This is a genomic window from Mesorhizobium sp. WSM4842, from assembly GCF_055901575.1.
Map to the genome: position 1 here is coordinate 637443 of NZ_CM148372.1, position 26845 is coordinate 664287.

General features: G+C 61.8%; 16 protein-coding genes and 1 pseudogene. 11 read left to right on the forward strand and 6 right to left on the reverse strand.

From position 1 onward, the window contains the following. Positions 1-121: 121 nt before the first annotated feature. Positions 122-1855 (reverse strand): adenylate/guanylate cyclase domain-containing protein, encoded by a 1734-nt coding sequence (locus AC0NIE_RS02945; protein WP_473488466.1) that lies wholly within the window; start codon positions 1853-1855, stop codon positions 122-124. Between the two features lie 595 nt (positions 1856-2450). On the opposite strand from AC0NIE_RS02945, the gene AC0NIE_RS02950 reads away from it, so the two are divergent. From AC0NIE_RS02950 to AC0NIE_RS02960, 3 genes are all read left to right on the forward strand, one after another. Further along, on the forward strand, positions 2451-3356 hold the full coding sequence (locus AC0NIE_RS02950; protein WP_473488465.1) for a tyrosine-type recombinase/integrase: 906 nt from the start codon (positions 2451-2453) through the stop codon (positions 3354-3356). Positions 3357-3366: 10 nt separating this feature from the next. After that, entirely contained in the window at positions 3367-4578 is a 1212-nt protein-coding gene (locus AC0NIE_RS02955; protein ID WP_473488464.1) for an IS91 family transposase, read from the forward strand. Between the two features lie 734 nt (positions 4579-5312). Next, positions 5313-5621 (forward strand): EthD family reductase, encoded by a 309-nt coding sequence (locus AC0NIE_RS02960; RefSeq protein WP_473488463.1) that lies wholly within the window; start codon positions 5313-5315, stop codon positions 5619-5621. A gap of 312 nt (positions 5622-5933) precedes the next feature. Here the strand turns inward: AC0NIE_RS02960 and AC0NIE_RS02965 are convergent, their stop codons facing one another. Further along, on the reverse strand, positions 5934-6206 hold the full coding sequence (locus tag AC0NIE_RS02965; RefSeq protein ID WP_474045881.1) for a hypothetical protein: 273 nt from the start codon (positions 6204-6206) through the stop codon (positions 5934-5936). 294 nt (positions 6207-6500) lie between these two features. On the opposite strand from AC0NIE_RS02965, the pseudogene AC0NIE_RS02970 reads away from it, so the two are divergent. Further along, a pseudogene (locus tag AC0NIE_RS02970) lies at positions 6501-7404 on the forward strand (hypothetical protein). Between the two features lie 157 nt (positions 7405-7561). On the opposite strand, the gene AC0NIE_RS02975 reads toward AC0NIE_RS02970, so the two are convergent. After that, positions 7562-7927, reverse strand: a complete 366-nt coding sequence (locus AC0NIE_RS02975; protein ID WP_474045884.1) for a DUF2934 domain-containing protein — start codon at positions 7925-7927, stop codon at positions 7562-7564. A gap of 243 nt (positions 7928-8170) precedes the next feature. On the opposite strand from AC0NIE_RS02975, the gene AC0NIE_RS02980 reads away from it, so the two are divergent. From AC0NIE_RS02980 to AC0NIE_RS03000, 5 genes are all read left to right on the forward strand, one after another. Beyond that, positions 8171-8377 (forward strand): KTSC domain-containing protein, encoded by a 207-nt coding sequence (locus AC0NIE_RS02980; protein WP_473489818.1) that lies wholly within the window; start codon positions 8171-8173, stop codon positions 8375-8377. An 816-nt stretch (positions 8378-9193) separates the two neighbouring features. Next, positions 9194-9604 carry a helix-turn-helix domain-containing protein gene (locus AC0NIE_RS02985; RefSeq protein ID WP_473489819.1) on the forward strand — a complete coding sequence of 137 codons (411 nt, stop codon included), beginning with the start codon at positions 9194-9196 and terminating at the stop codon, positions 9602-9604. Positions 9605-9962: 358 nt separating this feature from the next. After that, on the forward strand, positions 9963-13574 hold the full coding sequence (locus AC0NIE_RS02990; protein ID WP_473489820.1) for a beta strand repeat-containing protein: 3612 nt from the start codon (positions 9963-9965) through the stop codon (positions 13572-13574). 73 nt (positions 13575-13647) lie between these two features. After that, entirely contained in the window at positions 13648-15399 is a 1752-nt protein-coding gene (locus AC0NIE_RS02995; RefSeq protein ID WP_473489821.1) for a type I secretion system permease/ATPase, read from the forward strand. A 42-nt stretch (positions 15400-15441) separates the two neighbouring features. After that, complete coding sequence (locus AC0NIE_RS03000; protein ID WP_473489830.1) at positions 15442-16866, forward strand: HlyD family type I secretion periplasmic adaptor subunit; 1425 nt, start codon at positions 15442-15444, stop codon at positions 16864-16866. Positions 16867-17032: 166 nt separating this feature from the next. On the opposite strand, the gene AC0NIE_RS03005 is transcribed toward AC0NIE_RS03000, so the two are convergent. Next, positions 17033-18985, reverse strand: coding sequence for a Tn3 family transposase (locus tag AC0NIE_RS03005; RefSeq protein WP_473489822.1), 1953 nt, complete (start codon positions 18983-18985; stop codon positions 17033-17035). Between the two features lie 271 nt (positions 18986-19256). On the opposite strand from AC0NIE_RS03005, the gene AC0NIE_RS03010 reads away from it, so the two are divergent. After that, positions 19257-19832 carry a recombinase family protein gene (locus tag AC0NIE_RS03010; RefSeq protein WP_473489831.1) on the forward strand — a complete coding sequence of 192 codons (576 nt, stop codon included), beginning with the start codon at positions 19257-19259 and terminating at the stop codon, positions 19830-19832. A gap of 64 nt (positions 19833-19896) precedes the next feature. Here AC0NIE_RS03010 and AC0NIE_RS03015 read toward each other — a convergent pair whose 3' ends face one another. Together AC0NIE_RS03015 and AC0NIE_RS03020 are read right to left on the reverse strand one after the other, a co-directional pair. Next, positions 19897-20784: a PhzF family phenazine biosynthesis protein gene (locus AC0NIE_RS03015; protein ID WP_473489823.1), complete on the reverse strand. Its 888-nt coding sequence runs from the start codon at positions 20782-20784 to the stop codon at positions 19897-19899. 358 nt (positions 20785-21142) lie between these two features. Continuing rightward, positions 21143-23047 carry a TPR end-of-group domain-containing protein gene (locus AC0NIE_RS03020; protein ID WP_473489824.1) on the reverse strand — a complete coding sequence of 635 codons (1905 nt, stop codon included), beginning with the start codon at positions 23045-23047 and terminating at the stop codon, positions 21143-21145. Positions 23048-23395: 348 nt separating this feature from the next. On the opposite strand from AC0NIE_RS03020, the gene AC0NIE_RS03025 reads away from it, so the two are divergent. After that, a complete protein-coding gene (locus AC0NIE_RS03025) occupies positions 23396-26791 on the forward strand; it encodes an adenylate/guanylate cyclase domain-containing protein (protein ID WP_473489825.1) in 3396 nt (1131 codons plus the stop codon). Positions 26792-26845 lie beyond the last annotated feature (54 nt).

Consider the following 26845-nt stretch of genomic DNA (forward strand, 5'->3'; position numbering starts at 1 on the left):
CTAGCGCCACTTGCCTGCAAGGCGGGCGTTCCCTCCTGGAGGTAAGCGGGAAAGCTGAATCATACCTGCCATCCAATATCAGCCAAGATCATGAAGATGCCGTCGATTCAGCGGTTCTCGTTCAATCTGGCAGGCCTGCTTTGCGATATCCGTCGACGAAATGGTCACGCGTTGCCTGATCTCGAAAGGGCTGTGAAGCGGCCCAATGGCTGATCGTGAAATGTGGATTGCTCGCCATGAACAGCGCGCCTTCCTGGTGGGCCTCGTCCGTTCGTCCCAGTTGTGCAAGGCTTGCTGCAAGCACGCGCCGCGAAATCGTTCGGTACGTGGCCTCATTGCGTAACGTGACGACTGCCAACTCATACTGGCGGGCGGCGTATTGCGCGAATCCCAGATCCCAATAGTACCATCTGGGCGGGTGCGGGTTCAGGCGCAGTGCCTTTTGGACCTGTTCAATCGCGGTGGCGGGCTTACCGCTCAACACCGAAAAGTCCGACAGGTCCGCCCAGGCATCGGCATAATTCGGGTCAATCTCGAGCGCGGTCGCGAACTCCGCATCCGACGCGGGCCAGCGCCGTTCATATGCCAGCAAGTGGCCAAGGACGAAGCGGCAGCCGGCATCGTTCGGGTCGAGCTTCACGGCTTTTTCTGCCATGGCAACGGCCACAAGCCGGTTGGGCACTTCTGGCTCGCCCCACTGCGCCCAAGCCTGCCAGAGGTGAAAGGCCAGGAGCCGATGCGCCTCCGCATAGTCCGGGTCGAGCGTGATCGCCCGCTGCAACAAAAGACGCGATTCGCGCGACGCCTCCGGCGAAATCCCGATCAGCGTCCGGCCACGCACGCAAAGATCATAGGCTTCCATGCTGTTTGGCCGGTTACGCGGCGGCTGTGTCACCAGGCGGCCGATCAGAGCCTCGACGATCTTGGCGGTCACCTCGTCCTGCACAGCAAAAATATCTTCAAGATCGCGGTCAAAGCGGTCCGCCCAAAGATGAGTTCCGCTGACGGCATCGATCAACTGAACGTTGATGCGCACACGACCGGCGGCACGGCGGGCGCTGCCTTCCAGCAAATAGCGGACGCCAAGATCACGAGCAATCAGCCGGATGTCGATCGACTTTCCCTTGTAGGCAAAGGTCGAATGGCGGGCGATCACGAACAGGCTGGCGTTTCGCGACAGATCGGTGATGAGGTCTTCAGTCAACCCGTCCGTGAACACGTCCTGCTCGGCGTCGCCGCTCATGTTGGTGAAAGGCAGGATGGCGATAGAGGGTTTTGACGGCAGCGGCAGTGGTCCGGTTTCGCCATCTTTCCGGTCCGCAATTGCCAAGTGCCGCACCCGGTAGACGCGCACAGGTTCAGCAATATTCTTCAACGACTTCTGCCCGAGATCGTCGAACCCGCTCTCCACCTTCCGCTTGACCTGATCGTAGACGCTCCCCGAAACGCAGATGTCTCCAGGTTCGCCCAACGCCTCCAGCCGAGCGGCAACGTTGACGCCGTCGCCGTAAAGATCGCTACCGTCCACGATGATATCGCCGAGATTGATGCCGATGCGCAGGATTACTCGCCGGGAGTCCTGCAAACTATCGTTGGCCTCGGCGGTGCGGTATTGGAGATCGATTGCGCACTGTACGGCATCGACCGCGCTGGCGAACTCGACCAAAACGCCGTCACCCATGACCTTGACTAGGCGGCCTCGATATCGAGTGATCAGGGGAGCCAGAATATCGCGCCGTCGGGCCTTGAGGACCTCGAGCGTTCCTTGCTCGTCCGCTTCCATGAGGCGGCTGTAGCCGACAACGTCCGCGGCCAGAATTGCGGCAAGACGGCGCTGGACGCGTTCTTCGGCCATTGAGGTAGGTGCCTCAGAAAATTCACTTCCACAAATGGTATTGGGACCATGCGGAGATGTCCATCGGGCTGCCTGATAGCAGCGAGTTGTTGGGTCATGGCGTCCTTGAGATAGCGCCGGATTTGTCTATCCAAATACTATAGAGCGCCGATCTGACTGGGTTACTATGACGGCTACTCGGCGGAAGGGGACAATGTGCTTCGGGGCGCAGGCCAAGCTGGCCTTTACGGCCGAGATGTGGCGCAAGAGCCGCCGGTCGCTGAGCGGAACCCGGGTGTCTCTTGAGTGCTCCCCTGCCTCCGGTGAGAAACTGCCCGGTTCCCAGTTTTGTTCTGGAGTGGTAGAAAATTGGCGCGCCACACGAGATTCGAACTAAAGGTCCTAAAGGTCAGCTTTCAGCCGAAGCGGACATCTATCCGAACAATTTGGCAGTCGCCTTTGGGTCAGGGAACGAACGCGCTCGCGCGGGAGGGCGCAGGTTCGAGGCCTGCTGGTTTATCGGCAGCGCCGGTGAGGTTGTAATCGACGAGGGGTGACGGACAGGCATCGGCCTCCGAGCATGAAGGGTCAACCTTCAGCTTGAGAGGAGCATCCGATGACCTTCCCTTCGCATCCGCCCGGCAGCGCGCTTCGCGAGCGCATGATCGAAGACATGAACGTGCGTGGCTTCACCGAGGACACGCGCCGTGACTACATCCGCTGCGTGAAGAGATTTGCGGCGTTCATCGGCCGCTCGCCCGACGCGGCGACGGCTGAGGATCTCCGCCGTTTCCAAGTGCACCAGACCGAGAGCGGCATGCGGCCGCCGGGCATCAACAGCTCGGTTTCGGCGCTGCGCTTCTTCTTCACCGTCACGCTCGACCGACCCGATCTCTCTCGTCGTCTCGCGATAGTCCACCAGCCGCGCAAGCTGCCGCTGGTGCTGAGCGCTGAGGAGGTAGCGCGGCTGCTCGAAGCGGCGCCGGGGCCGAAGTACAAGGCCGCGCTCGGCACGGCCTACGGCGCTGGGCTGCGGGTCTCCGAGGTGGTGGCGCTCAAGGTGACCGACATCGACTCGGCGCGCATGTTGATCCGCGTCGAACAAGGCAAGGGCCGCAAGGATCGCCACGCCATGCTGTCGCCGCGTCTGCTCGAACTGCTGCGCGCCTGGTGGCGGGAGGGCAAGCGCCGCGGCGTGATGTTGCCGCGGGGCTGGCTGTTCCCAGGACGCAATCCGGTCACACCGCTCTCCAGCCGCCAGCTGAACCGCGCTGTTCATGCCGCTGCGGAGGCGGCCGAGATCAGGAAGCGGGTGACGCCGCACACGTTGCGCCACAGCTTCGCCACCCATCTCCTGGAGCAGGACATCGATATCCGCGTCATCCAGGTCCTGCTCGGGCACGCCAAGCTCGACACCACCGCGCTCTATGCCCGCGTCGCCACCAACACGATCCGCACCGTGATGAGCCCGCTCGACCGGATCAAGCTGCTGACGCAGGACGAGACGCGACCGGACAGATGACGCTGCGGCGGTGAGCCGCCCGTCACTGGAGGTCGCCGACATCTTCCATCGCCATGGCGCCACCTGGCGCGCGGCGCATGCCGGTCATCTCAGCCTCGGCCAGATGAAGGTGATGTCGGCGATCGAGAGCTGCCGTACCGCTGCCCTCGGCGGCCATGTCGAGGCGTGCGAGGACTGCGGCCACAGCCGCATCGCCTATAACAGCTGCCGCAACCGGCACTGCCCCAAATGCCAGAGCGCGGCGGCACGGGACTGGCTCGCCGCGCGCCAGGCCGATCTCTTGCCGGTCGGCTACTTCCACGTCGTGTTCACGCTGCCGGCCGAGATTGCCGACATCGCCTACTACAACAAGGCCGTGATCTACGACTTTTTGTTCCGCGCCGCCTCCGAGGCGCTGCTCACGATCGCGGCCGATCCAAAGCACCTCGGCGCGCGCATCGGCATCACCGCCGTGCTCCACAGCTGGGGCTCGGCGATGACCCATCACCCGCATGTGCACATGATCGTGCCCGGTGGCGGCATCTCGCTCGACGGCGAGCGCTGGGTGCATTGCAGGCCGGGCTTCTTCCTGCCCGTGCGCGTGCTGTCGAGGTTGTTCCGACGGCTCTTCCTGGCGAAGCTCGCCGACGCCCATGCTGCTGGGCGCCTGCAGTTCTTCGGTGATCACGACGGTCTGATTGAGCACAGCGCCTTTGCTACCTTCCTGGCACCGCTTCGGAGGAAGAACTGGTTCGTTTATGCCAAGCCGCCCTTCGCCGGACCTGAGGCGGTGTTGGCCTACCTGTCGCGCTACACCCACCGCGTCGCGATCTCCAACAGCCGATTGATCGCCCTCGACGAAGCCGGCGTGACGTTCCGCTGCAAAGATTACCGCTGCAACGGGCGCGAGCGCTATCGGACCATGACGCTCGATCCGGGCGAGTTCATCCGCCGCTTCCTGCTCCACGTGCTGCCCAAGGGCTTCCACCGCATCCGTCACTACGGGCTGCTCGCCAGCGCCGGCCGCAAGGCCAACATCGCGCGCGCTCGCGCGCTTCTCGCCGCGCCCCAGCCCAAGGTCGAATGCGGCGGATCCGATAGCGCCGATGCCGCCCCAACCGACTGGCGGCCGCCGTGTCCGTGCTGCGGCGGCCGCATGATCATCATTGAGACCTTCGAGCGCGGCGGCAACGCCCGAGCACCCCCATCCGGCAACGCGACAAGCGGAGCCCGAGCATCATGATCATGCCCCGCTCATCACCGCGCGTCATCTCTGCCGAGGGACCTTATCGTCCCCGGAGGGACGGCTTCGTGCGCCGCCGCCCACAACCCCCAACCTCCCGGCTCACCACGCTGAAACCGCCCCGCATGCGACGATCACGCGCAAATATGAGCGATATCGGCGACACCCGCTCCCCCGTCCAAGGCCATCACTTCGACCGAAGCGGACCAGGCTCAAACCTTAAATCCCCATAGACCGGGAACCGCGCTCTCCATCCCGCGGATTCGTTCTCTGGAGGCTTCCGGACGCCGGCCCAGCGCCAGGCACAACGTCGATGGCCGGCATCCGTAACCCTTCACAATTCTTGCCTTAGAAGTCCTCCGAACAAAGGGCAAAGAAGGGTCGGAACAGGTAATCCGTATCGGATACCAAGCGTCAGATTCCTACCACTAGATGAGGCGCGGAAGAAAGCTGCCTGCGACCAACAATATCTTCTGGCCGGGCGCGCTCCGCACCGTAGGTGCCGGACAGGGAAAGCCTGCTCACGCCACCAAACACGTTCGATTGCGCTTAGGCCGCACTTTGCGGGGCGACCGTTGTTCCGAATATATCCATAAGGCCACCACGAAGAGCTTTGATCTCCAGCTCATCTTGGTCTGCGGAGGGAGGGTCGACCTCATTTGCCAGCGCCCTTGCTGAGGAGTATTCTTTTGCGCAAGTAGCCGGCGGCGAGTGTCGGTTGAAAAGGGGGGCGCATGGCCAGACTTGTCGCACTCTTCAAGACGCCGAAAGACCTGACCGCATTCGATCGTTACTATGTTTCGACCCACATTCCGCTCGCCAAAACGATTCCCGGCTTGAGGAAATACGAAATTAGCGATGGCGGCGTCGATTCGCCGGGCGGGGCCTCAGGTTACCATCTTGTAGCTACGCTCCACTTCGATTCCGTTGCGGACATTCAAGCGGCCCTTTCATCTCCCGAGGGTCAGGCCACGGCGGCCGATCTTGGCAATTTTGCGGACGGCGGAGTGGAGCTTTTGCCCTTCGAGACTACGGAAGTCTGAGCCTCGCCAAGCCCACCAGTGGAAAGCATGACGGGTGACGAAATCGCCGCCCAGGCTGGTGCCGAATAGGCAGTGATAGATTGGCTCTGGTTTCTCGCAGGGGCAAATCCAACGTCAGAACTTGATGGCCCGATCACAGACATACGCAATGCCAGCCTGTTCGCGGCCCGATCTCCGCTCGGTGTTGCGCGGCGTGTAGCTGTCACCGGCTCACCAACAGATGCCCGCCCACGGAGCGGCATTCCGCAGCTACGCCAGGAGCCGTCGAAATCAGCAAGATCAGAATGGCCAGTTTCCCAGCCTGCGGTCGCGTCAATACCCGCATTTTGAACCGTTGATCGTCATCATTCGGTCGCTCACCCAGCCATTGCCGTAGGCGGTCCGCACTTCCCACCGCCGAGCGACTTTACGCTTCACCGCCGCCGGCGCGTGATCGGGAAGCTCCTTGCACTGGATCTGATCGAGATCGCATAGCGCGGCGCCTGCCTTAACCCAACAATCGGCCTGTTTGGTCGATGTGCAGAGTTGCTTGATGCAGGTATCAAACGCGACGTCAGCGCTGGCCGGTACGATCCCGACCAGCATAGTCGTCAGCGCAATTGTAAGACCCCTCATGCGATCAGCATGGCGCGCAAGCTTCGCCCCGCAAGGTGCGCATGGCGAACACTGCACATTAGAGCTGCAAGCAGAGCTGAAAGGAGCGCAGCGTCGTTCTCTTCTCGGGCAATCCCTCAAGGCGTTATGCTCAGCCTGTGACGCACTCGGGGGCGTCCGTCGTGATTGGCGGCGTCCCTTGCGAAGGGCACTCACGTTCTGGTTCGCGTGTGAACCATTAGGGCCGGCGGCACGTTTCTCTGCGAATCCAACACAATTGACGGCATGACCGTGGAGGAACCAAAGCATCAGCATGCGCTGGAGAAACAAGGCACGCCTGGTGCCTTGGCGAACTTTCCTTATGACCGAATGACTGTCGAACGATTTCGGGCGGCATTTCCGCGAGCGAGGTGGAGCGACGAGCGCAGGAGCTGGTTTTGTACCAGGCAAGACGGCGGCCCGCCGGGTTGACCGCTGGCTGGCGCGTGAGGCCGAGTTGCTGGCGATCCACGCCGACAGCAAGGGGCGCGACGCCTTCGCTTTCGATCCGATCTCCAGTCCCTATCTCGAGATAGCCGACGACTTGCGCATTCGGACACCCTATTCGAAGACCCTCCTTCGGGAACTACACGAAATTCCCTGGGCAAGTTGGGATGATGAACTCCGGGCGTGGCGTGTGCCGTTTCGATCGTATGAAGAACTGCGGCGCCGGTGGCCAACAATCGAAAAGGCTGCCAGACGTAACGAACCCCAGGAAAGGAAGCATCGACGCGAGGCGGAGAAGAACTCGGAGGCTCAAAGAGCCACGCGGTTGCGATACGCAGAACGCCGCCGCCATCGCTATCCGTTGCCAGCCGAAGACTTGCCGCCTATGGGCCGAGCTGTCGCAACAGAACAGTACGGCGTTGTCGTCTTTACCGAATCGTCAGGTGAAGTCGCCGAGCCGTCGGTAGTAACTGCTTTCTACCCACACGCGATGCGGGCGGACTTCGACTTGGTGTGGGGAACGTGGCGCTCGGCGACACTGACGGAACTCATCAGGACATGGCCCGCTCGTCGTGAGGCCGGACCGATGGAGCACTCCCGCGGCTGGTGGCAGCCGACGCTTACCGAACTTAGAGTTGCTCGTCGAAACGCTCGCATCATCGAGCGTCGAAGGCGAAACCGCGATCTCGGTCCAACGTCATGAAACTCAGACCGCGACCCGAGCGGCCCGCTCTCTCCGCCTGAGGCGCGGGCTTTCATTTGCTCGACCGATGCGGCGGTCCGCTGGCGGGGGGACGGAGATTGAAAATCTGCGGCGATCTGTCGAGTTACAACGATGGGCTGCCTGAGAAAGCCGGCGGTTACCGTTCGGACGCCCTAAGGGTCCGCGCCGCCTCATCGAGCGCCAGCGGATCGTCACCGAGGCGGTCGATAAGCTCTTGAGCTTGATCGCCGGTGATGCCTGTTCTCATCGCCAGTGCTTCCGCCGCCTCAACATCCGATTGACCCGCAGCGCGCTTGCCTTTCTTCTCTCGGCTTGGGGTCTGCGCGGGACCTGGTACATCGGCACCAGTTATTGCCGGTGGACGAGCACCGAGCGAGCGGTCTTCGGTCTCGATCTCTAGGGTTGCCTGATTCCAATGGCGCTCATGCAAGCCGTGCGTCTGGCCTTCTCGTTCCCATATCTCATAAGCGCGGCGCCTAATGTCGTGTTTCTCGTCTGACATGTTCGTTCCTCCCGTTGCGTTTTCTCCAACGCGTGGGGCTACGGAACGATCCGACCCTTCACGCCGATTTCGGACAAAAGAGGGACCGAAAACTGGCTTCCGGAGCACCGTACCTGCCGCGTGTTGCGACGCCGCGATGCGTTAGGTGGCCAGAGAAAATCCTCATGCGCTGCTCGGGAGCGATACCACGAGGGAACGCGACCGCCGCTCCGCTCGTCGATTACTTTTGATTGAGCTGCCGTCATGCCATCCACCTCGATACGCAAAACGGAATACGATCCCGACAGCAGAATCCTCTCGGTGTGGTTCGTCGCCAGCGGCAAACGGTACGAGTTTGAGGACGTGCCGCCGGAGACCTTCGCCGCGTTCAAAGCCGCCTTCGCCAAGGGCCGCTTCTTCAACGACCACATCCGCAATCACTTCCGGTGGCGTCTGGTTATTACCCAATAACCAGCTTCAAGGGTTCTATCATTTCTCGCGCTCTGCGATTCTGCAACGGGGTGCGCTTTTTGGTGTATGATAATACTGCACGGGTCGGTCCAGTTCTAGATCAGGCAATCGACGCAATCCTCAACAGGACGGACCAATGGGGACACCGTCTCGATCAAAGCGACGTTGAATCAGCCTAAGTGGAAGAAGGCGGTCGAGGCCTGCATGGCCGTCCATGATGGCGAGGGCACAGCCGACGACGTAAGAAAGGCCTTCGAAGCTGCGCCCACCCCTCGTGCCTGGTGAACCGACTGATCGCCCGCCGTGCCGCAAGGTGCGGCGGGCTTTTTTTGTTATCTTAGGGGAACACGATCTCCCGACAGCGGTTCGGTGGGGCAACACTGCGCTGGGTCAGATCGGGGCCAACAATGAGGGAAAGGCAAACCTTCAAAGAAAACACGACAGACAGGAGCGCACGTCGGACGCGGCTCGGGCATTGATAGAGGTTGAGCGCCTGGCACGTTGCTGCAGGTATATTAGAGATTTCTTGACAAACGCTCGGAGCTCTGCTTTCCTTGATTCATTGATAATTAAGTAAGTCGTGCGTTTTTTGGGGACGGTGTTCGCATGTCAACCTTGGTTGTTGCGGACCCGCGGGGAGTCTATCTCGCCGGTCTGGAGTGGGTCCTGCGGAAGGCTGGCCACAGCGTTGTGGCAAACTGCCATAGCATAATTGACGTTGTCCCGCATGTAGAGCGTCATCGGCCTGATATAGTCGTCATAGGCGTGGACATTGCCGGTCAGCAGACGGCCGCTCTCTCCTCTCGACTGAGAACTATGAACAGCGCGCTGGGCATAATTTTCATCCTGCAACCAAACGGCGGGTTCGGCGTCAAGGACATACAGGAGCTCGACGCCGACGGCTTGCTGCTGGACGGCATCAGCGATAGCTATCTTGTCGAATGCGTAAATGTCGTGGCGGCCGGTCGAAAATGGGTCGATAACAACATCCTCCAGCATCTCCTGATGCCGCGATCGGTGCCCCAGGCCGCACACAAGCTCACAGGGCGCGAGAAGGAAATCGCCGACCTGGTTTCGCGTGGCTTGCGCAACAAGATCATCGCGCAGCGGCTGCATGTTTCCGAAGGCACGGTGAAGATGCACTTGCACCACGTCTACGAGAAGCTCCACCTCGGCAGCAGGGCAGAGCTGGCCTGGGCGGCACATGGCAAAGGCGCTCGGGAATAGGCTACAAGAGCGGCCTTTGATCTTCACTTTCGGTCAGGCGGCGAGGCCGCCTGCGTCAGCGCGATACCGGCAACAGGCCGGAAAACCCCCAGCATATCGATCGCCCGTACGCCAGCGCGGTCATCCGCAAGCGCGTGTCGCGGCTCACCCTATCGAAGGATGTATATCGTTCGATCAGATAGGGGCATTGACCATAACACTATCGAACCGCGAATGGACGCGTCCTCTCCATCGGCGACACAATGAAGAATTGAGTGCCGCCATTCAGTACGCGATGGGGTGCACCCATGCAGGTGCATTCCGGCGTCATCCGATGTGCGGATCGTTAGAAACAAATTCAACGAAGGGGAAAACGACCATGGCAATCACCTTCATTCTCAACGACGAGGCCGTCAATGACCAGACCACCGGGCTGCAAACCGGCGACAACATCGATGACGCCTTTACGGATACCGATGTTGCGTACTCCTCTCTTCCGGCTTCGTTCCGGACCTATCTCGAGACGACTCTCGGGCTGAACTCCGCGTTCCCGACCAGCGTCGGCGTCGCGACCAAGACGAACTCGGTCACTGTCAACGCCACCGCCGGCTCCCAGCTCGTCGGCACTACGTTCACCGACGGCAGTGGCGGCACCCTCAACGGCGATGATAGCGGGCTCAACACCGTCGACGGCAAGGATATCCTGCTCTTCGCCGGCGCAAACGACACCGTGATCGGGAGATATGACAGCGATGGCAACGGCAGTGCCGACGCGATCGCCTTCGTCATCTTCAAGCAGGACGTGGTAAACGCCGGCGCGACCAGCGACCAGGTGACCTTCAACATCGTCACCTACGTTCCGATCTTCCATGGCAACAGCACCAACCCGGATGACGCGGTCGATCTCGGCAACACCCTCAAGCTCGCGGCGAGTGAGCAGCTCAACTTCGCCTTCGCCGGAGCGCCCTCCGGCAGCAACCTGTTCATGACCTTCGGCGATCCAAACTCCACCCAGATCGTGGTGATCGGGAAAGACCCATTGAATCAGTCCCAGGGCGGAAACATCACGACCAAGGATGTGCTCAATATCAGCCAGGCCGGCAGCACGACCTCGTTCGGCGTCAACGGCAACGCGATCAACCCCACTGAGGGGGCGTTCATCACCTACGTCACGGGCGCGAACACGAACTTCCTTGTGCCCAATCTGGACCAGAACGAGGCCGACGTCGAAGCCAACATCGCCTTCACGAACGTCGTCAATGCGACGGGGGCGTCCTTCACCGTCAACCAGACCAATCCGGGCGTCGGACCCGTCACCGTCAAGATCTCGGCCTTCAGCACCGCAGCAGAACCGGGCACGGGTTTCGTCGACGGGCTCACCAACGACACGCACATCAACATCACGTCGTTCTCGATCAGCGACTTCGTCGTCAAGACAGGCAATACGCAATTTACTCCGGCCGCCTCGATCGACGCCGACGGCAACTTGATAATCACCGGCCTGAGCACGGGCGACAAGGTGCAGTGGACGACGAGCGGAGCCCATGACCGCGTGCTGATCGAAAACATCAGCAACGCGGATGGCATTACCGGCAACGACAACAACACCTTCGACATCGGCGGCTTCGGCATCGTGACATCCAGCGGCGCCTCGACGTTCGTCGGCCAGCAGATCGTCATCGAGGACGACGGACCGACGGCGGCGATCGTCCAAGGCGCTCCGACGGTGGCGCATGACGAGACCGCGGGCAACCAGGCCGATGCCGACGACACCACTGCCGCAGGAGTCATCAGCCTGTTCGCGGGCGTCAGCAATGTCAGCACCGATCTGAGCCCGACCGGGTACGCACAGGACGCGAGCCCGGTGGTGAGCTCAACCGGCAGTTCTACGGGTACAGACGGGGGCACGATTGCGTTCTCGCTGGCTGTGTCCGCCGCAGGGGTGGATTCCGGCCTCGACACGACCGCCGGCACAAGCATCTTCCTGTTCAAGGAAGGCGATCTGGTGGTCGGCCGCATAGGCTCAGCCGCGGGGGCGGCGGCGTTCGCCGTCGCGATCAACAGCACGAGCGGGGTCGTGAGCGTGGCGCAGTACGCTTCGATCCATCATCCGACCCCCGGTGCCAGCCACGATGAGGCGGTGAATATCACCGAGAGCGCATTGCTGGCGGTAGTGACGGTCACCGACGGCGACGGCGATACCGCGACCAGTTCGACCGGTATCGGCGATGCCGTGCAGTTCCAGGACGACGGGCCGACAGCGGCGATCGTGCAGGGCGCCGCGACGGTGGCGCATGACGAGACCGCGGGCGTCGACGCCGATGCCGACGACACCACGGCGGCAGCGGTGGTGGCGCTGTTCGCCGGGGTCGCCAATAAAAGTGCCGACCTGAGCCCCACCGGTTACGCGCAGGACGCAAGCCCGGTCGTGAGCTCGACGGGAAGCGCGTTCGGCGCGGACCAGGAGGGCGGGACGACGGCGTTCTCGCTGGCTGTGTCCGCGGCAGGGGTGGATTCCGGCCTCGACACGACCGCCGGCACCAGCATCTTCCTGTTCAAGGAAGGCAACCTGGTGGTCGGCCGCATAGGCTCAGCCGCGGGAGCGGCGGCGTTCGCCGTCGCAATCGACAGCGCGACCGGGGTCGTGAGCGTGGCGCAGTACGCTTCGCTCCATCATCCGACCCCGGGTGCCAGTTACGACGAGTCGGTGAGCATCACCGACGGCGCGTTGCTGGCGGTGGTGACGGTCACCGACGGTGACGGCGACACAGCGACGGCCTCGACCGGCATCGGCGATGCCGTGCAGTTCCAGGACGACGGACCGGCCATCGGGCCTATCAGCGACGGCCTGGTGAACTTCGCTGCTGGCAGCACCGTGACCAAGACGCTCAGCGGGGTGGTCGGGGCGGATGACCCGGCAACCTATAGCATCACGAGCTCGCCGACGACCCTGACGATATTGGACGGCACATCCTCGCAGGTAACGCTGCTCAGGGACCTTACGAACAGCAATACTGTCGCTACCTACTTCAAGGATGTTGATGGCAGCGGCACGCACACCGTCGGGGACATCGATTTCTTCAAGTTGACCCTGTCGGGCGGCAACTACACCTTCGATGTCCTCCAGAATCCTCCGCCCGCGGAGGTGAATTTCAGCTTCGCCGGGGCACCCTCCGGCAGCAACCTGTTCATGACCTTCGGCGATCCGACCTCCACCCAGATCGTGGTGATCGGGGAAGACCCGTTGAATCAGTCCCAGGGCGGAAACATCACGACCAAGGATGTGCTCAATATCAGCCAGGCCGGCAGCACCACCTCGTTCGGCGTCAACGGCAACGCGATCAACCCCGATGAGGGGGCGTTCATCACCTACGTCACGGGCGCGAACACGAACTTCCTCGTGCCCAATCTGGACCAGAACGAGGCCGATGTCGAAGCCAACATCGCCTTCACGGGCGTCTTCAATGCAACCACGGCGTCCTTCACTGTCAACCAGACCAATCCGGGCGTCGGACCCGTCACCGTCAAGATCTCGGCCTTCAGCACCGACGCGGAGCCGGGGGGGGATTTCGTCGACGGGCTCACCGACGACACGCACGTCGCCATCACGTCGTTCTCGATCACCGACTTCGTCGTCAAGACAGGCAATACGCAATTTACTCCGGCCGCCTCGATCGACGCCGACGGCAACTTGATAATCACCGGCCTGAGCACCGGCGACAAGGTGCAATGGACGACGAGCGGAACCCATGACCGCGTCCTGATTGAAAACATCAGCAACACGGACCTCGTTGCCGGCAACGACAACAACACTTTCGACATCGGCGGCTTCGGCCTTGCCCAGACGCAGCCAGCGCCCGACGAGAAGCTCGACTTCACCGTGCAGATCGCCGATGCCGACGGCGACACGGCAAGCGACGGCTTCTCCATTGGCATCGACGGGACCGGCATCTTCGACGACGGCCTCGTAGACGGCGTCGTCATAGCCTGACGCGATACCGGCCGGGTGCCAGCCTTGGCGCCCGGCCGGGCCCAATCCAAAGCATCGCAACGGGGGGCAATCCGTGACGCAGCCAAGACCGCAGTTTCAGGAGGTGATGCATCTGGCGCGGCGCCAGGTGCCCGCCCTGCTTATCTTCAGCCTGCTTGCCAACCTTCTGTTGCTCGCCAGCACCGTCTACATGCTGCAGATCTACGACAGGGTCCTGTCGAGCGGGTCGATCGACACGCTGATGTGGCTCACCCTGGCGGTGATCGGCGCGATCGCCGTCTATGGCTTGCTGGAGCAAGCCCGCCGCATGATCCTCGGACATATCAGCCAATGGCTCGACGACCAGCTGAGTGTCCCGGTGATCGAGCGAGCCATGGAGGCTCGGCTCGCGGGCGTCAGCAGCCTCGAGACCGGCCTGAAAGACGTGTCGGACCTGCGCGGTTTCGTTGCCGGTGACGGCATGCTGACCTTTCTCGATGCGCCGTGGACGCCCGTCTTCCTGGCGTTCATGTGGCTTCTGCACCCGGCATTGGGTCTGGTCGGAATAGCCGGGGCGATCCTTTTATTCTGCGGCGCGCTCGCCAATGATTTCCTTACCCGCCGCAAGAGCCAGGAGGCGGCGGCGGGGCTGCGCCGTAACCAGGCTGCGGCCGGCCAATACATCGATGGCGCCGAGACGCTGCGCTCGCTCGGCATGTCGGAGCCGGCGCTGCAGCGCTGGGAAGAAAAGCAGCAGTCGTTCATGACCATCCAGGCGCAGCTTCTCGGCCGCACAACCACCATCGGCAGCCTGTCGCGCTCGCTCCGCCTGGCCCTCCAGGTGGCCGTGCTGGGGCTTGGCGCCTATTTCGTCCTGCGTGGCGAACTGACGGCCGGATCGATGATCGCAGCATCGATCCTGCTGAGCCGCGCGCTGGCGCCGATAGAACGCTCGATCGGAGCCTGGCGCAGCCTGGTTACCGCTCGCACCGCGCGTCGCAACCTCACGCGCCTCTTTGCCGACACCGGGCCCAGGCAGAGCGGTGGCGTAATCTTGCCTCGCCCGCAAGGCCGGCTGAAGCTCGAGGACGTGTACTACTATGCGCCGGGTACACAGCAGGCGCTGATGAACAAAGTATCCTTCAACGTCGTGGCCGGCGAGACTTTTGGCGTGATCGGTCCGTCGGGCTCCGGCAAGACCACGCTCTGCCGCCTCATGGTGGGAGCGCTGCGCCCGTCGCTCGGCCATGTAAGGCTGGACGAAGCGGAGGTCGCCAATTGGCCTTGCGACCAGTTGGGGATGCACATCGGCTATCTGCCGCAGCAGGTCGAGCTGTTTCCCGGGACGATCGCCGAGAACATAGCGCGCCTGCGCGATGTCGACAGCGCCGCCGTCATCGCCGCGGCGCAGGCTGCCGGCATTCACGAGATGATATTGCGGATGCCGAACGGCTATCAAACCGAGGTGGGGCCGCACGGGGCACGAATCTCGCGTGGCCAACGTCAGCGCATCGCTCTCGCCCGAGCCCTGTTCGGCAATCCCGCACTCATCGTGCTCGACGAACCGAACACCGGCCTCGACGGCGACGGTGAAATGGCACTGCTCAGTGTGCTTCGGGATTTGAAGGAACGAGGCTGCACCGTCATTCTCGTCAGCCACCAGACGTACCTTTTGCGCACGGCGGACCATGTTGTTTTCATGCACGATGGCGCCGTCAAGATGTTCGGCACGCGTGACGAGGTGCTGGGCGCGCTGGGCGGCCAGCACAAACCGACTGCCGTGCCGACGCCCGGGCAAGACAAGACTGCCATCAATGTGCCGGCAAGATTGAAGGCGGCGGAGTGAGCCATGAGCGACCGATTTGACGAACTGTCGAAGATACTGGACATGCTGGTGGCCAGCCTGCGCGACGTGCTGGACATGCCGGTGCGCGCTGCGCTGGCGGCAGCCGCCACAGCACTGCTTCTGCTCGTACTCGGCGGGCTTGTCGGGCGGCGGTCGCGCGCGTCTCACGCGAGCGGACGCGACCTGAAACGCCGGACGCGGCCAGCGCGCATGCTCGGTTACTTTTCCGCCATGTTCTTTGTCGGCGGTACCGTGGCCTGGGCAAATATGGCCCTCCTGGCAAACGCCGTCGTGGCCCCCGGCGTCGTCAGCCCCGAAGGTTACCGGAAGACCGTCCAGCATCTGGAAGGCGGTATCATCGGGACAATCCATGTGCGGGAAGGCGACAAGGTTACCGCCGGCCAGGTTCTGATAAGGATGAAGACGATCGATGCACAGGGCCGCTACGACGAGCTGCATGAGCGCTACATTCGCTTGCTGGCGGTCGAAGCACGCCTGGGTGCGGAGCTTGCCGGAGAAGATCTGATCATTTTTCCCAGGGAATTGATATCGGCTGACAACGAGGCCGCGCAGAAAGTGGCCGCCGAAGAGCAGGGACTGCTGCGCAGCCGCCTTGCAACCCGCGCGGGGCGCGAGCAGATCCTCCAAAAGCGCATCCGGCAGATAGAGGAGCAAATCCAAGGGTCCAGGGAAGTGATCGCAGCCCAAGGCGAGCAACTGGGGCTGATCGACCGCGAGATCGCTTCGGCGCAGGAGATGTACAAACAGGGACTGGAACGCCTGCCGCGGATCCTGGCACTGCAGCGCGCCCAGGCCGACATCCGGGCAAACCAGGCATCGAACCGGTCGCAGGTTGCGCGCAATGAACAGCAGATCGGCGAGACCGAGCTGCAGCTTCTCAATTTGCGACAGCAGGATGGTGAGAAGGCTAACGAGGATCTTGGCAAGGTGCGCGGCGAGCTGGCCGAATTGCGCAGTCAGCTGCCCTCGCGTCAGGATGTGCTGGCCAGGACCGCCATCCTCGCGCCGATTGCAGGAACGGTGATGAACGTGCGTATCACCACCGAATCAGGTGTGATTTCCAGCGGCCAGCCCCTTCTCGATATCGTTCCGGACGAGCCTAACCTGGTCATCGATTCGCGGATCAGGCCGACTGATATAGACATGGTACACCCTGATATGCCGGCACGCGTGGTGCTGTCCGCCTATCCAAGCCGGCATCTTCCGCAAATCAACGGCTTGCTCACATCCGTATCGGCCGACCGGCTCACCGACGAGAGGACCGGAGAACCCTATTTCCTCGCCAAGGTGAAAGTCGATGCCGCCGAGCTGGGAAAGCTCCATGAGGTTCGACTGTCGCCGGGCATGCCCGCGGAAGTCATGATACTGACCGGCGAGCATACGCTGTTCGACTATGTGCTCGCGCCGGTTCGCGATTCGCTCAATCGCGGATTCAGGGAGAACTAGGCGAGCTCCCTGTCCATATACCTACAACCGCATGCCCCGGAGCCACTCCAGCACATCCCAAGGCGGACATCCCGGCCGAGGTTTTTGACACGGAGGCCGACTACCGTCGCTATGTGGCCCCAGTACATTATTGGGACACAGATTCACGGTAGGCACTGCGACCCGGTCAACGTTGGCTGATTTTGAGCGGAAGGAAGCCGTCGGCGTCAAATTTTGCCGGGTCCGACCAGACATAATCACCGGTCAGATTGATGTGATCCCAACCGAGTGGTGAAAGTTGCCGGAGCGCGTCTTCGTAGCCGCTACCTCGTATATTGAGCGCGCCGATTGCACGATCGAGAGATCGGCAATTGAACAGTATGATCGCCGCTGTGACAAGGTTGAGCGCGGCGGCGCGGGTCTGCTGATTTTCGTGGCCGCGATCACGGAAGCGGCCAAGGCGATGGAATGCCACGGCCCGTGCCAGTGTGTTCCGGGCCTCGCCTTTGTTGAGTTCCGCAGTGACCTGCTTGCGCAGTGCTGGATCCTCGAACCAGCGGAGCGTGAACAGGGTGCGCTCGACGCGGCCAATTTCGCGCAGTGCTGCCGCCAATGTGTTTTGCTGGCGGAACGCTGAGAGCTTCTTGAAGATCAGCGACGGCGTCACGACCTTGTTGCGCATCGCGTCAATCAGGGGGTTGATGTCATCCCAGTGCGCGCCGATCAGATTTGCATCGAGCCGATAACCAAACAGCGGAGCCAGCCTTCCATAACGCGCCTTCGGCTCGAAGGCGTAGAGCCGCCGGTCAGACAAGCGCGGGATGCGCGGTTCAAAATTCAGGCCGAGGAGGTGCATGACGGCAAACACAATATCCGACACACCGCCGCCATCGGTGTGCAACGATGAAATGGCAACACCGCTTTCGTGCCCGAGGATGCCGTCAAGGGCATGGATCGCCTCTCCTGCTGTTCCCGCAATGACAGTCTGGTGCAGCGGTGCGTAGCGATCCGTGATTGTCGTGTAGATTTTGACGATGGGATCACGGCCATAATGCGCATTGACCGTCCCACCGCCTTCGCCTGGACCGCCAAGGTAGAAATGCTGGCCGTCAGCCGAAGCTCGCCAACCTTCGCCGAACCAGGCTGCCATCGGCTCGGCATGAATGGCATCAGTCAGACAAGCCAGGGCGGCACTGAATGTATCCTCGCGCATGTGCCAGGTTTGCATCCGCAGCAGCGCCCGCCGCGATGCAACACCGCAGATATCGGCCATGCGCGTTAAACCGAGGTTGGTTGCCTCCGCGATCAGGGCGGCGAGAAATGCCCGCTCGTCGCTGGGCGGGAGGCCCGATGATACATGCCCAAAATGATCGGTGAAGCCCGTCCAGCGGACAACCTGCGACAGAACATCAGTGATCCGGATCGTTGGCAGCGCGCCGTAGGTGCGCGAGGCGAGCAGCTTTGCCGCGTCATTCTCAAGCTCTTCCGCCTTGGGTCCTTTAGGAAATCTGAGCTTGTCACCGGTGAACAGCAGTGGATCCTTGCCAGACAGTCCATTGGCCGTTTCGAGGAGGGCGGCGTCGAGTTGAGCCGCCTTCTCGGCGAGCCATTCGTCGGCACTCAGCCGTGGCAGTTGCGGAAAGGGCGCAAGAACTTTCGCGGTAGCTGGTGTTCGCGGCGTCAACAAATCTTCAAGCGAGCGATGGATGCGCGATGTCGGAACCCAGAGATCGCCGGACGCCAGTGCGGCTGAAACAGCGAAATAGGTCGCCAGTTCCCAATAGATGCGGTCGATCCTGCCCCCATTCACGACGTGGCGATGCCAGCGAAGTTCGATATGGCCGAGGGGGATGTCTTCAGGCAGGGCTTTGCGCCAATCACCAGCGAGTTCGGTCAATACGCCCATTGCAGTGCGCAGCGGGGCGGTTGCCGTTCGGCCTTCGAACGCGAAAGACGCCAGGAATCGGTTGCCCACTTGCTTGAACACCCGGTATTCCGATGCAAGCTCGCCCAGGACATCTGGACGCCCCGGCTTGATTGTTCGCCTGATCAGCGCGGCATCGGCTTCGATGATGTCGATTTCGGCGATGGCTGTGACGGCAGCAGTGATATCGGAGCCGCAGCGAGCCGCCTTGGTCAAAGCTTCAAGCACCGCCGCGATGCGCGTCAGTCGCGCACGCCCCTGCTCATCGGCAAGCTGTGGTAGTGGACGACAGCTTCTTCGGTGTCGGGCAGCGCCAGCAGTGCCGCTCGCTGCTTCTCTGTCATCGGAATTCGGGCGGGCATTACAAAATTCCTTTCAAAAACCTCTTGCTATTTACCACCGTTTTGAAAGAGGTTATTGCAAGACACAACGCCGCAGATTTTCGTCGGCATCAAATCGGCAACGAAAACGTTCGTTTGTGAAAGGCATCGAATTGCTCATCGGCTATGCCCGCATCTCGAAGGGTGACGATCAAAGCACGGCGCTTCAGCTCCGGGCGTTGACTGAAGCCGGATGCGAACGCATCTTTGAGGAGACGGCGAGCGGGGGGCGCTGGGATCGGCCCGAACTGCACCGGATGATCGATCAACTCCGCAACGGTGATGTCGTCATCGTCTGGAAGCTTGACCGGCTTTCGCGGTCACTCAAGGACCTGCTGCACTTGCTTGACAAGATCGAGGAGCGCGGAGGAGGATTCAGGTCAGTCACCGAGAATGTCGACACCACCTCACCAGCGGGGCGGATGATGATGCAGATGATTGGCTGCTTCGCTGAATTCGAACGCGCCATGATACGCGAGCGCACCTCAGCCGGACTTGATCAGGCCCGTGCCGAAGGCCGTGTTGGCGGCCGTCGCCCAAAACTCTCTCTCACGCAACGAAGCGATGTCGTCGAAAACATCATTTCAGGACGAAAGACTGCGGCGCAAATGGCGCGTCTTTACGGCGTCAGCGAACCAACCATCAGCCGCATCGTCGCGGCTGCACGGCAGGTACCCGCTTGAATGCAATGGCAGTTCCCACCCACTTGTTGTCGCTAAAGCGACATTGCCGTGCAGCCGTAAGCGGTCATAGTTCGATCTCGCCGTGCATGACCGCCACACATGATCCGCGCAAGGTCGCAACGATCCCCTCCGGTGTTCGGCGCGCATCGACATGCAACAGGCTGGGCCTTCCCATTTCAACGCCCTGGTGGATTTGGAAACTGGCTTCCTGCGCGTCCGGCTCGAGCGATAACAGCAAGCAGGCGAGAGGCGTGTTGGCACTTCCTGTGGCTGGATCCTCCCAGGTTCCGGAAAGTGGCGCAAACATCCTCGCGCGGAGCGTACTTCCCTCTTTGGTATAGACGTGGACGGGAAAGCGACTGCCGAACTGCGGATGGGCATCTAGAGCTTCGCGGAACGCAGCTAGATTGGGATCGCAACGTGACAGCGCCTCGCCTGTAATTTCCGCAACGACAAAGGCGTTGCCGTTTGAGACTGATACGGGCGCGTGGTGCGTTGTCACCACGTCAGCCGGCGTCAATTGCAGCGCACGAGCGATGAACTCAGGTGCAACCGTTTCTCCGATAGTCAACGGTTGGGGAGCATCGATAGCGGCGCCGACCGGTGCGCCATTGGCATCGCGCTCGATCTGAACGCGCACAATCCCGGCGGGAATCTCGAACACCGCGGTGCTCAGATCGGGACGCTGCTTTGCGACAACGAAGGCTGTGCCGACCATCGGATGACCGGCGAACGCCATCTCCGCCGTTCGGTTGAAGATACGGACGCGGGCGACATTATTTGGGTCGGCAGGCGCCAAGACAAAGGTCGTCTCGCTTAGATTGAATTCAGCAGCTATCGCCTGCATCGTCGCATCATCCAGCGCATCGCCGCCGATTACGACGGCGAGAGGATTGCCGCCGAAGCGAGTGCCGGTGAACACGTCGATCGTGAAGAACGGCAAATTTGGCATGTCATCGATCCAGTCTGTTCGGCAGCTACATCGCAATGAACGATGCAAAGCAGTCTGTCTCCAATCCACCTATTCACGCCATAACGTCGGGACGGTAAGCCGCTCAAATTTCTACCGTGAATCTGTGTCCCAATAATGTACTGGGGCCAGCACTCAGTCGATCCCTCAGCCCAATGCTTCTGCGCAGGTCAGCTATTGTCCGGCAAATCGCAAGCCGCCGCCCATCTCCACGCCGCGTTTCCGGCGTTCGAGAAGCGAGCACCATGCCGAGCACGATCGCCTTTGCCAGTATCAACATCGCCTTGAGTATTTTCGTCCCTCATCGTCGAGCTGTCCGAGTGGCTGATGGCCACGTAGGTTAGCTTTCGTTTTCTGGCCGATGCCTGGTCTGTATGAACGGTCCGGTTGGCAGTCCAACTTGCGTCAGCAGCGCCTGAAAACGCGGATGGTCGTAGACATTCTTGAAATCGCTGTCGATCAGCCAGCGAGCGGTTGCTTGGGGCGCGTTGACGGCCCAGCGCTGGAGCAAGTCGAGGGCCTGCTCGCTTTCGCCCAACAGCGAATAGTCGCATGCGGCGTTGAATTGCGTCAGCGGATCGTCCGGGGCGATGGTTAAGGCGCGAGACACCCATTCGAGCGCGCGCGCTCTCTCGCCGAGTCGGACCAGCGCACCGGCCCCAAGACTGGCCGCCAGCGGGATGTCGGGATGTGCGGCGAGCGCGCGTTCGGCTCGCTCAACGCCAATCAGTGCGGTCCGTCTGGCTTCTTCGTCACGCCCAAGGTCAGCATAAGTCTGCGAAAGGATGAGCCACTCCTTGTAATCATCGGGCGAGAGCGCAACACAGTGTTCGTCCATCCGTGCCGATGTCTCAAGGTCGCCCCGATCGCGCGCGGCAAAGCAGTAGAAATAGTAAGCTTCATAGAGGCTTGGGGCCAGTTCGATCGCCCGCTCGAATTCGGCGGCGGCTTCGGGGTAGCGATCCTTGTAGTGGAGCGCCATCCCGTAGGAGGTGTGCGCTTCCGCCAGATTGGGATCCAGCTCAAGCGCCTTCAGGCTCGCCACGTGAATATCGTTCACAGTCGTGTCTTCATGCTGGTTGATATAGAGAAACCAGGCGCAATCGGCGAGGCCGGCATAGGCGCGCGCATAGCTCGGGTCCAGCTCCGCCGCCTTCCTGAACATGCGTTGTGCAAGCAACACATGCTGCTGGGTATGTAGATGATAGAGATGGCGGCCCCGGAGATAGTAGTTATAGGCGTCGATGTTTTGCGTCGGTGCCGTCTCGATCGCCTTCTTTTCATGCGGCAGCAGGTTGACCTTCAGCTGCTCGACGATCTTCTTCGTGATCTCGTCCTGCATGGAGAAGATTTCCGTCAGGTCGCGGTCGTGGCGATCGGCCCAGAGGTGCGTGCCGTCCTTCGCGTCGATGAGCTGTGCATTGATGCGCACGCGCTGGCCAGCCTTTCGAACGCTGCCTTCGAGAATGTAGGCGACGTTGAAGCGCCTACCCACCTCCTGGACGTCGGCGTGCTTGCCCTTGTAGGTGAACACCGAGTTGCGCGCGATGACGGATAGCGCCGAGACCTTCGACAGATCGGTGATGATGTCCTCGGTGATGCCGTCGACAAAGTATTCCTGTTCAGGATCGCCGCTCATGTTGGCGAACGGAAGCACCGCGATCGAGAGCTTCGCCTTTGCGAAGGTCGCGGAACTCGAGGAGAGTGTGGCGATCCGCCTGCTGGTCGGTAGATCGAGCATTACGTCGAAGACACGAACCGGGGGATCGATGTTCTTCAGGGTCTGCTCGCCCCTATCCTCGAATGCGAGGTCGAGCTTGTTGCCGATGTGGTCACGGACAGTGCCCGAGACAGCAACGCCACCCGGCTTGGCAATGCCCTCGATACGCGCCGCAACGTTCACGCCGTCGCCGTAGATGTCGTTTTCCTCGACGATAATGTCACCGAGATTGACGCCGATGCGGAACTCGATCCGCTGGTCCTGTGGCACGTCGACGTTGCGCTCGCGCATCTTACGCTGGATGTCTGTCGCGCACGCGACCGCGTTCACCACGCTCGGGAATTCCACCAGGATGCCGTCGCCGGTCAGCTTGACGATGCGCCCTCGGTGCTCGGCAATCTTCGCTTCGACAAGCTCTTCCCGATGAGCCTTCAACGCCGTAAGTGTGCCGGCCTCATTGGCGCCCATGAGGCGGCTGTAGCCGACCACGTCCGCAGCGAGGATAGCAGCCAAACGGCGTTCCATGCTTCTCCGCCTTGAGGCTCAAACAGCACGCACCTTACCACGCGGCGGCCGCTTGTGGAGCAGCGACCTAGGGGAACGCACTCCATTTAGCTTGCGATCACGAACGTCCGAGTTGGGTCCACCAGCACTGGTTGCCGCGAATGTCGGCTATTGGGTAGCAAAATGGGTTGATGAAGGTCGGCTTGGGGTCATCAGTTCCGGTTCCGGAAGGACATTCTTGCGCCGCCATTTCCCGACATTTCTGGTCCTATTAAAGTGGACCTTCAGGCTGAGGCCTTCTCGGACCCGTTTTCACGCGTCCATGATGGGCTTTTGGTGTATGATTGTACTTTCATACAGGAGGGGGACATGGACGTCGCCACCTGGCTTCGTGGTATCGGCCTGGGACAATACGAGAAGGCCTTCCGCGACAACGATATTAGTGAAGAGGTTCTTGCCCACCTGACGGCCGAGGATTTGACGGGAATCGGCGTGACCTCCGTCGGTCACCGGCGCAAGCTGCTCGATGCGATTGCCTCACTGGCCCTGGTTTCGAGGTCGGCGCCCATTGGCGCATCCGCATCGCTGAAGACGGCGCTGCCTTTATCCGCCCCGACAGAGGCAGAGCGGCGGCAGCTCACGATGATGTTCGTCGACCTCGTCGGGTCGACCGAGCTAAGCCATCAGCTCGACCCCGAAGAGCTGCGGGCGGTGATGCGGCGTTACCGAAGCGCGGTAACCGAAGAAGTGGACCGTTTCGGGGGGCACGTCGCCAAGTTCTTGGGCGATGGCATTCTTGCATATTTCGGCTGGCCGAAGGCACAGGAGGACGCGGCTGAACGGGCGGTCAAGGCTGCCCTTCGCATTGTGGCAGCAGCTGGTGGAATCAAGACGCAAGAGGTTCCTCACCTTCGTGCACGCATCGGCATTGCCACAGGGTTGGTGATCATCGGAAGCCTAGGGGAAGGGGAGGCAGAGCGCCCGGACGAGATCGTCGGGGAGACGCCGAACCTCGCAGCACGGCTGCAGCAGGCGGCAGGGCCGGACCAGGTTGTGATTTCCGAAACCACCCGGCACCTCGTCGGAGGGATTTTCGACCTGGAGGACCTGGGAAGGCAGCCGATCAAGGGGATCGGCCCCTCGGTAGCCCTCTGGCGGGTCCACGGCATCGGGCGCAGTGAAAGTCGGTTCGAGGGACTTCACGGCACGATGCTCACGCCGTTCGTCGGCCGAGGCCGCGAGATCGATCTTCTGCTCGAGCGCTGGGGGCGGGTCAGGCGAACGATGGGCCAGGTTGTCCTCGTAACCGGGGAGCCCGGGATCGGAAAATCGAGACTGGTGCGCTTTCTCGGGGATCGACTGAGAGGGGACCGGCTCCAGGAAATCCATTTCGACGCCTCGCCGTACTACGCGAACTCGGCGCTACGGCCCGTCATCTCGGAAATCCGGCGCTCCGCGGAATTTGCAAGCATTGACCCGGACGAAACACAGCTCAGGAAGCTCGAGCTTCTTCTGGGAAGGGCTTTGTCCGATACCAGCGGCGCCATCCCTGTCATCGCCGATCTGCTCGGCGTTCGAACCGGCGAGCAGCATTCGTTACGTGATCTGACCCCTCAGCAGAGGAAGGCCATGACGTTTGCAGCGCTGCTGAACTGGGTTGAGGGGCTCGCGACGCGGCATCCGCTGCTCGTGGTCGTCGAGGACGCACAATGGCTCGACCCGACGACGCTGGAACTGGTCGATCGGATCAACGATCGGATCGCCCAATTGCCAGTGCTGCTGCTCGTCACTTTCCGGCCGGAGTTCAAGCCGGCCTGGAGCGGCGCACACGTTGACTGGATCGTGCTCGAACGGCTCGATCCGATTGAGGCGGCCGCAGTGGCCGAGGCCGTTGCGGGCAAGCGTCTTCCGCAGGAAGTCTTGAACGAGATCGTCGCGCACACCGACGGCATTCCGCTGTTCATCGAGGAATTGACCAAGGCGATGCGCGATCTCAACGTTCTTGTCGACGCAGGAGATCACTTCGACCTTTTGGGATCTCTGCCTGCAGTCACGGTTCCCGTGACACTTCAGGACACGCTGATGGCTCGGCTCGACCGCCTGCCGCCCTCCGCAAGGCATGCCGCGCAAGTCGGTGCCGTGATTGGGCGGGAGTTCGATCGTGCGCTGCTGGCGAGCGTGAGCGACATGCCTGCCGGTGAACTGGAGACGGCGCTCTCGGAACTGATCGGAGCCGAGCTAATCTTGAGCGGCGGCACCGCGGCCAGCCCGGCACACATCTTCAAGCACGCTCTCATTCAGGACGCCGCCTACGAATCGCTCCTCAAAAGGCGCCGCCGGGAACTGCACGGCGCGATTGCCGACGCGCTGGTCAACAGATTCAAGGACACGGCCACAGCTCATCCCGAACTCGTCGCCGGCCACTACGGCAGGGCCGGGCTCGTCGAGCAGGCAGTGCCATATTATCAGGCTGCGGCACGCACGGCGATCATGCGCTCGGCGACAAGGGAAGCGCTGGACCAGCTCGATAACGGTCTCTCGCTTCTCGAACCGCTGCCGGAAGGCTTGGAGCGCAACCGATTTGAACTCGGGCTCCGCCTTGCGCTCGGGGATGCGCTCCGGGCGGCTAGGGGCACGGCGGCGGTCGAAACGGGCACCGCTTATGCTCGCGCCCGATTCCTGGCAGGGCAAACGGGAGCGGAGCACGAGAACCTCCGGGCCGGCTACGGCGAGTTTCTCTGTTACTACAATCGCGCGGAGCTCGATCGCGCGCGCGAAGTCGCCAACGAGCTGATGCGCGCGGCGGCGCGCGCATACGGCGAGGGTGGCCCAATCGGAGCGGACGCAGCCGGATTCGTTGCCCTTTGGATGGGCGATTTTGCCACCGCACGCTCTTTCCTGGAGCAGCGGGTCTCGACAAGGGCACCTGACCTGGACCCTCTGCTCGGTGCGGACATCGCCGACGCCGGACCGATCCTCTACCTTGCCCGGACGCTGCTCATTCTGGGCTACCCCGAGCAGGGGTACCGGCGGTGCCGGCAGGGTCTGGAAACTGCGGAGAAAACGCGCCAGCCCTTCGCGATCGTGTTGGCTCTCGCCAACACGTGCGTCTACTACCACTTGTGCAAAGACTGGCTCGCCCTTCGGCGCGACAGCGAGCGCCTGATTGCTCTCGCGTCCGAAAAGGCCATGCCTGCAATGTTGAACAAGGGACGGGGCTTTCGAGCTGCCGCACTCATCGCTGAAGGAAATGCAACCGAAGGCCTCGAGACCCTCAAATCCTGCTACGAGCACGACGTGAACGCCGGTTACCTGGTGATGATGCCGTACTTCGAGTCCATTCTGGCTGAGGCTTACCTTAGTAGTGGCAACGTTGAAGATGCGCGACGCGTGCTCGACGACGCGTTCGAGCGTGCGACTTCGACCGGCGAGCGTTGGTTTGATGCCGAGCTGTACCGACTGAAAGGGGAGTTTGCTTTGCGCGAGCCTGGTCGCGACGGCGACTTGGCGGCGGAATCTTTCGGCAAATCGGTAGAGACTGCCGGGGCGCAGGCCGCCAAATGGTGGGAGTTGCGAGCTGCGACGCAGCTCGCACGCCTGTGGGCAGAGCGAGGCGCCGGGGAGAAAGCCCACGGTTTTCTGACACCCGTTCGCGACTGGTTCACCGAGGGTTTCGAAACCGCCGACGTCAGAGAGGCCGAGGCCCTGCTCAGCGAGCTGGAGCGTGCTACGCTATATGACACGCCCTCGGGTCGGCGGGAATAGCCTTGGCCGTTAGTTGGTGGAAGGGGCAGCGCGTTCAACGGGCGCGGTCGCGCC

Bases quoted from the DNA above. Each gene is read 5' to 3' on its own strand.
- AC0NIE_RS02945 (WP_473488466.1), bottom strand. From the start codon at position 1,855: ATGGCCGAAGAACGCGTCCAGCGCCGTCTTGCCGCAATTCTGGCCGCG.
- AC0NIE_RS02950 (WP_473488465.1), top strand. From the start codon at position 2,451: ATGACCTTCCCTTCGCATCCGCCCGGCAGCGCGCTTCGCGAGCGCATG.
- AC0NIE_RS02960 (WP_473488463.1), top strand. From the start codon at position 5,313: ATGGCCAGACTTGTCGCACTCTTCAAGACGCCGAAAGACCTGACCGCA.
- AC0NIE_RS02965 (WP_474045881.1), bottom strand. From the start codon at position 6,206: ATGCTGGTCGGGATCGTACCGGCCAGCGCTGACGTCGCGTTTGATACC.
- AC0NIE_RS02975 (WP_474045884.1), bottom strand. From the start codon at position 7,927: ATGTCAGACGAGAAACACGACATTAGGCGCCGCGCTTATGAGATATGG.
- AC0NIE_RS02980 (WP_473489818.1), top strand. From the start codon at position 8,171: ATGCCATCCACCTCGATACGCAAAACGGAATACGATCCCGACAGCAGA.
- AC0NIE_RS02985 (WP_473489819.1), top strand. From the start codon at position 9,194: ATGAACAGCGCGCTGGGCATAATTTTCATCCTGCAACCAAACGGCGGG.
- AC0NIE_RS02990 (WP_473489820.1), top strand. From the start codon at position 9,963: ATGGCAATCACCTTCATTCTCAACGACGAGGCCGTCAATGACCAGACC.
- AC0NIE_RS03000 (WP_473489830.1), top strand. From the start codon at position 15,442: ATGCTGGTGGCCAGCCTGCGCGACGTGCTGGACATGCCGGTGCGCGCT.
- AC0NIE_RS03015 (WP_473489823.1), bottom strand. From the start codon at position 20,784: ATGCCAAATTTGCCGTTCTTCACGATCGACGTGTTCACCGGCACTCGC.
- AC0NIE_RS03020 (WP_473489824.1), bottom strand. From the start codon at position 23,047: ATGGAACGCCGTTTGGCTGCTATCCTCGCTGCGGACGTGGTCGGCTAC.
- AC0NIE_RS03025 (WP_473489825.1), top strand. From the start codon at position 23,396: ATGGACGTCGCCACCTGGCTTCGTGGTATCGGCCTGGGACAATACGAG.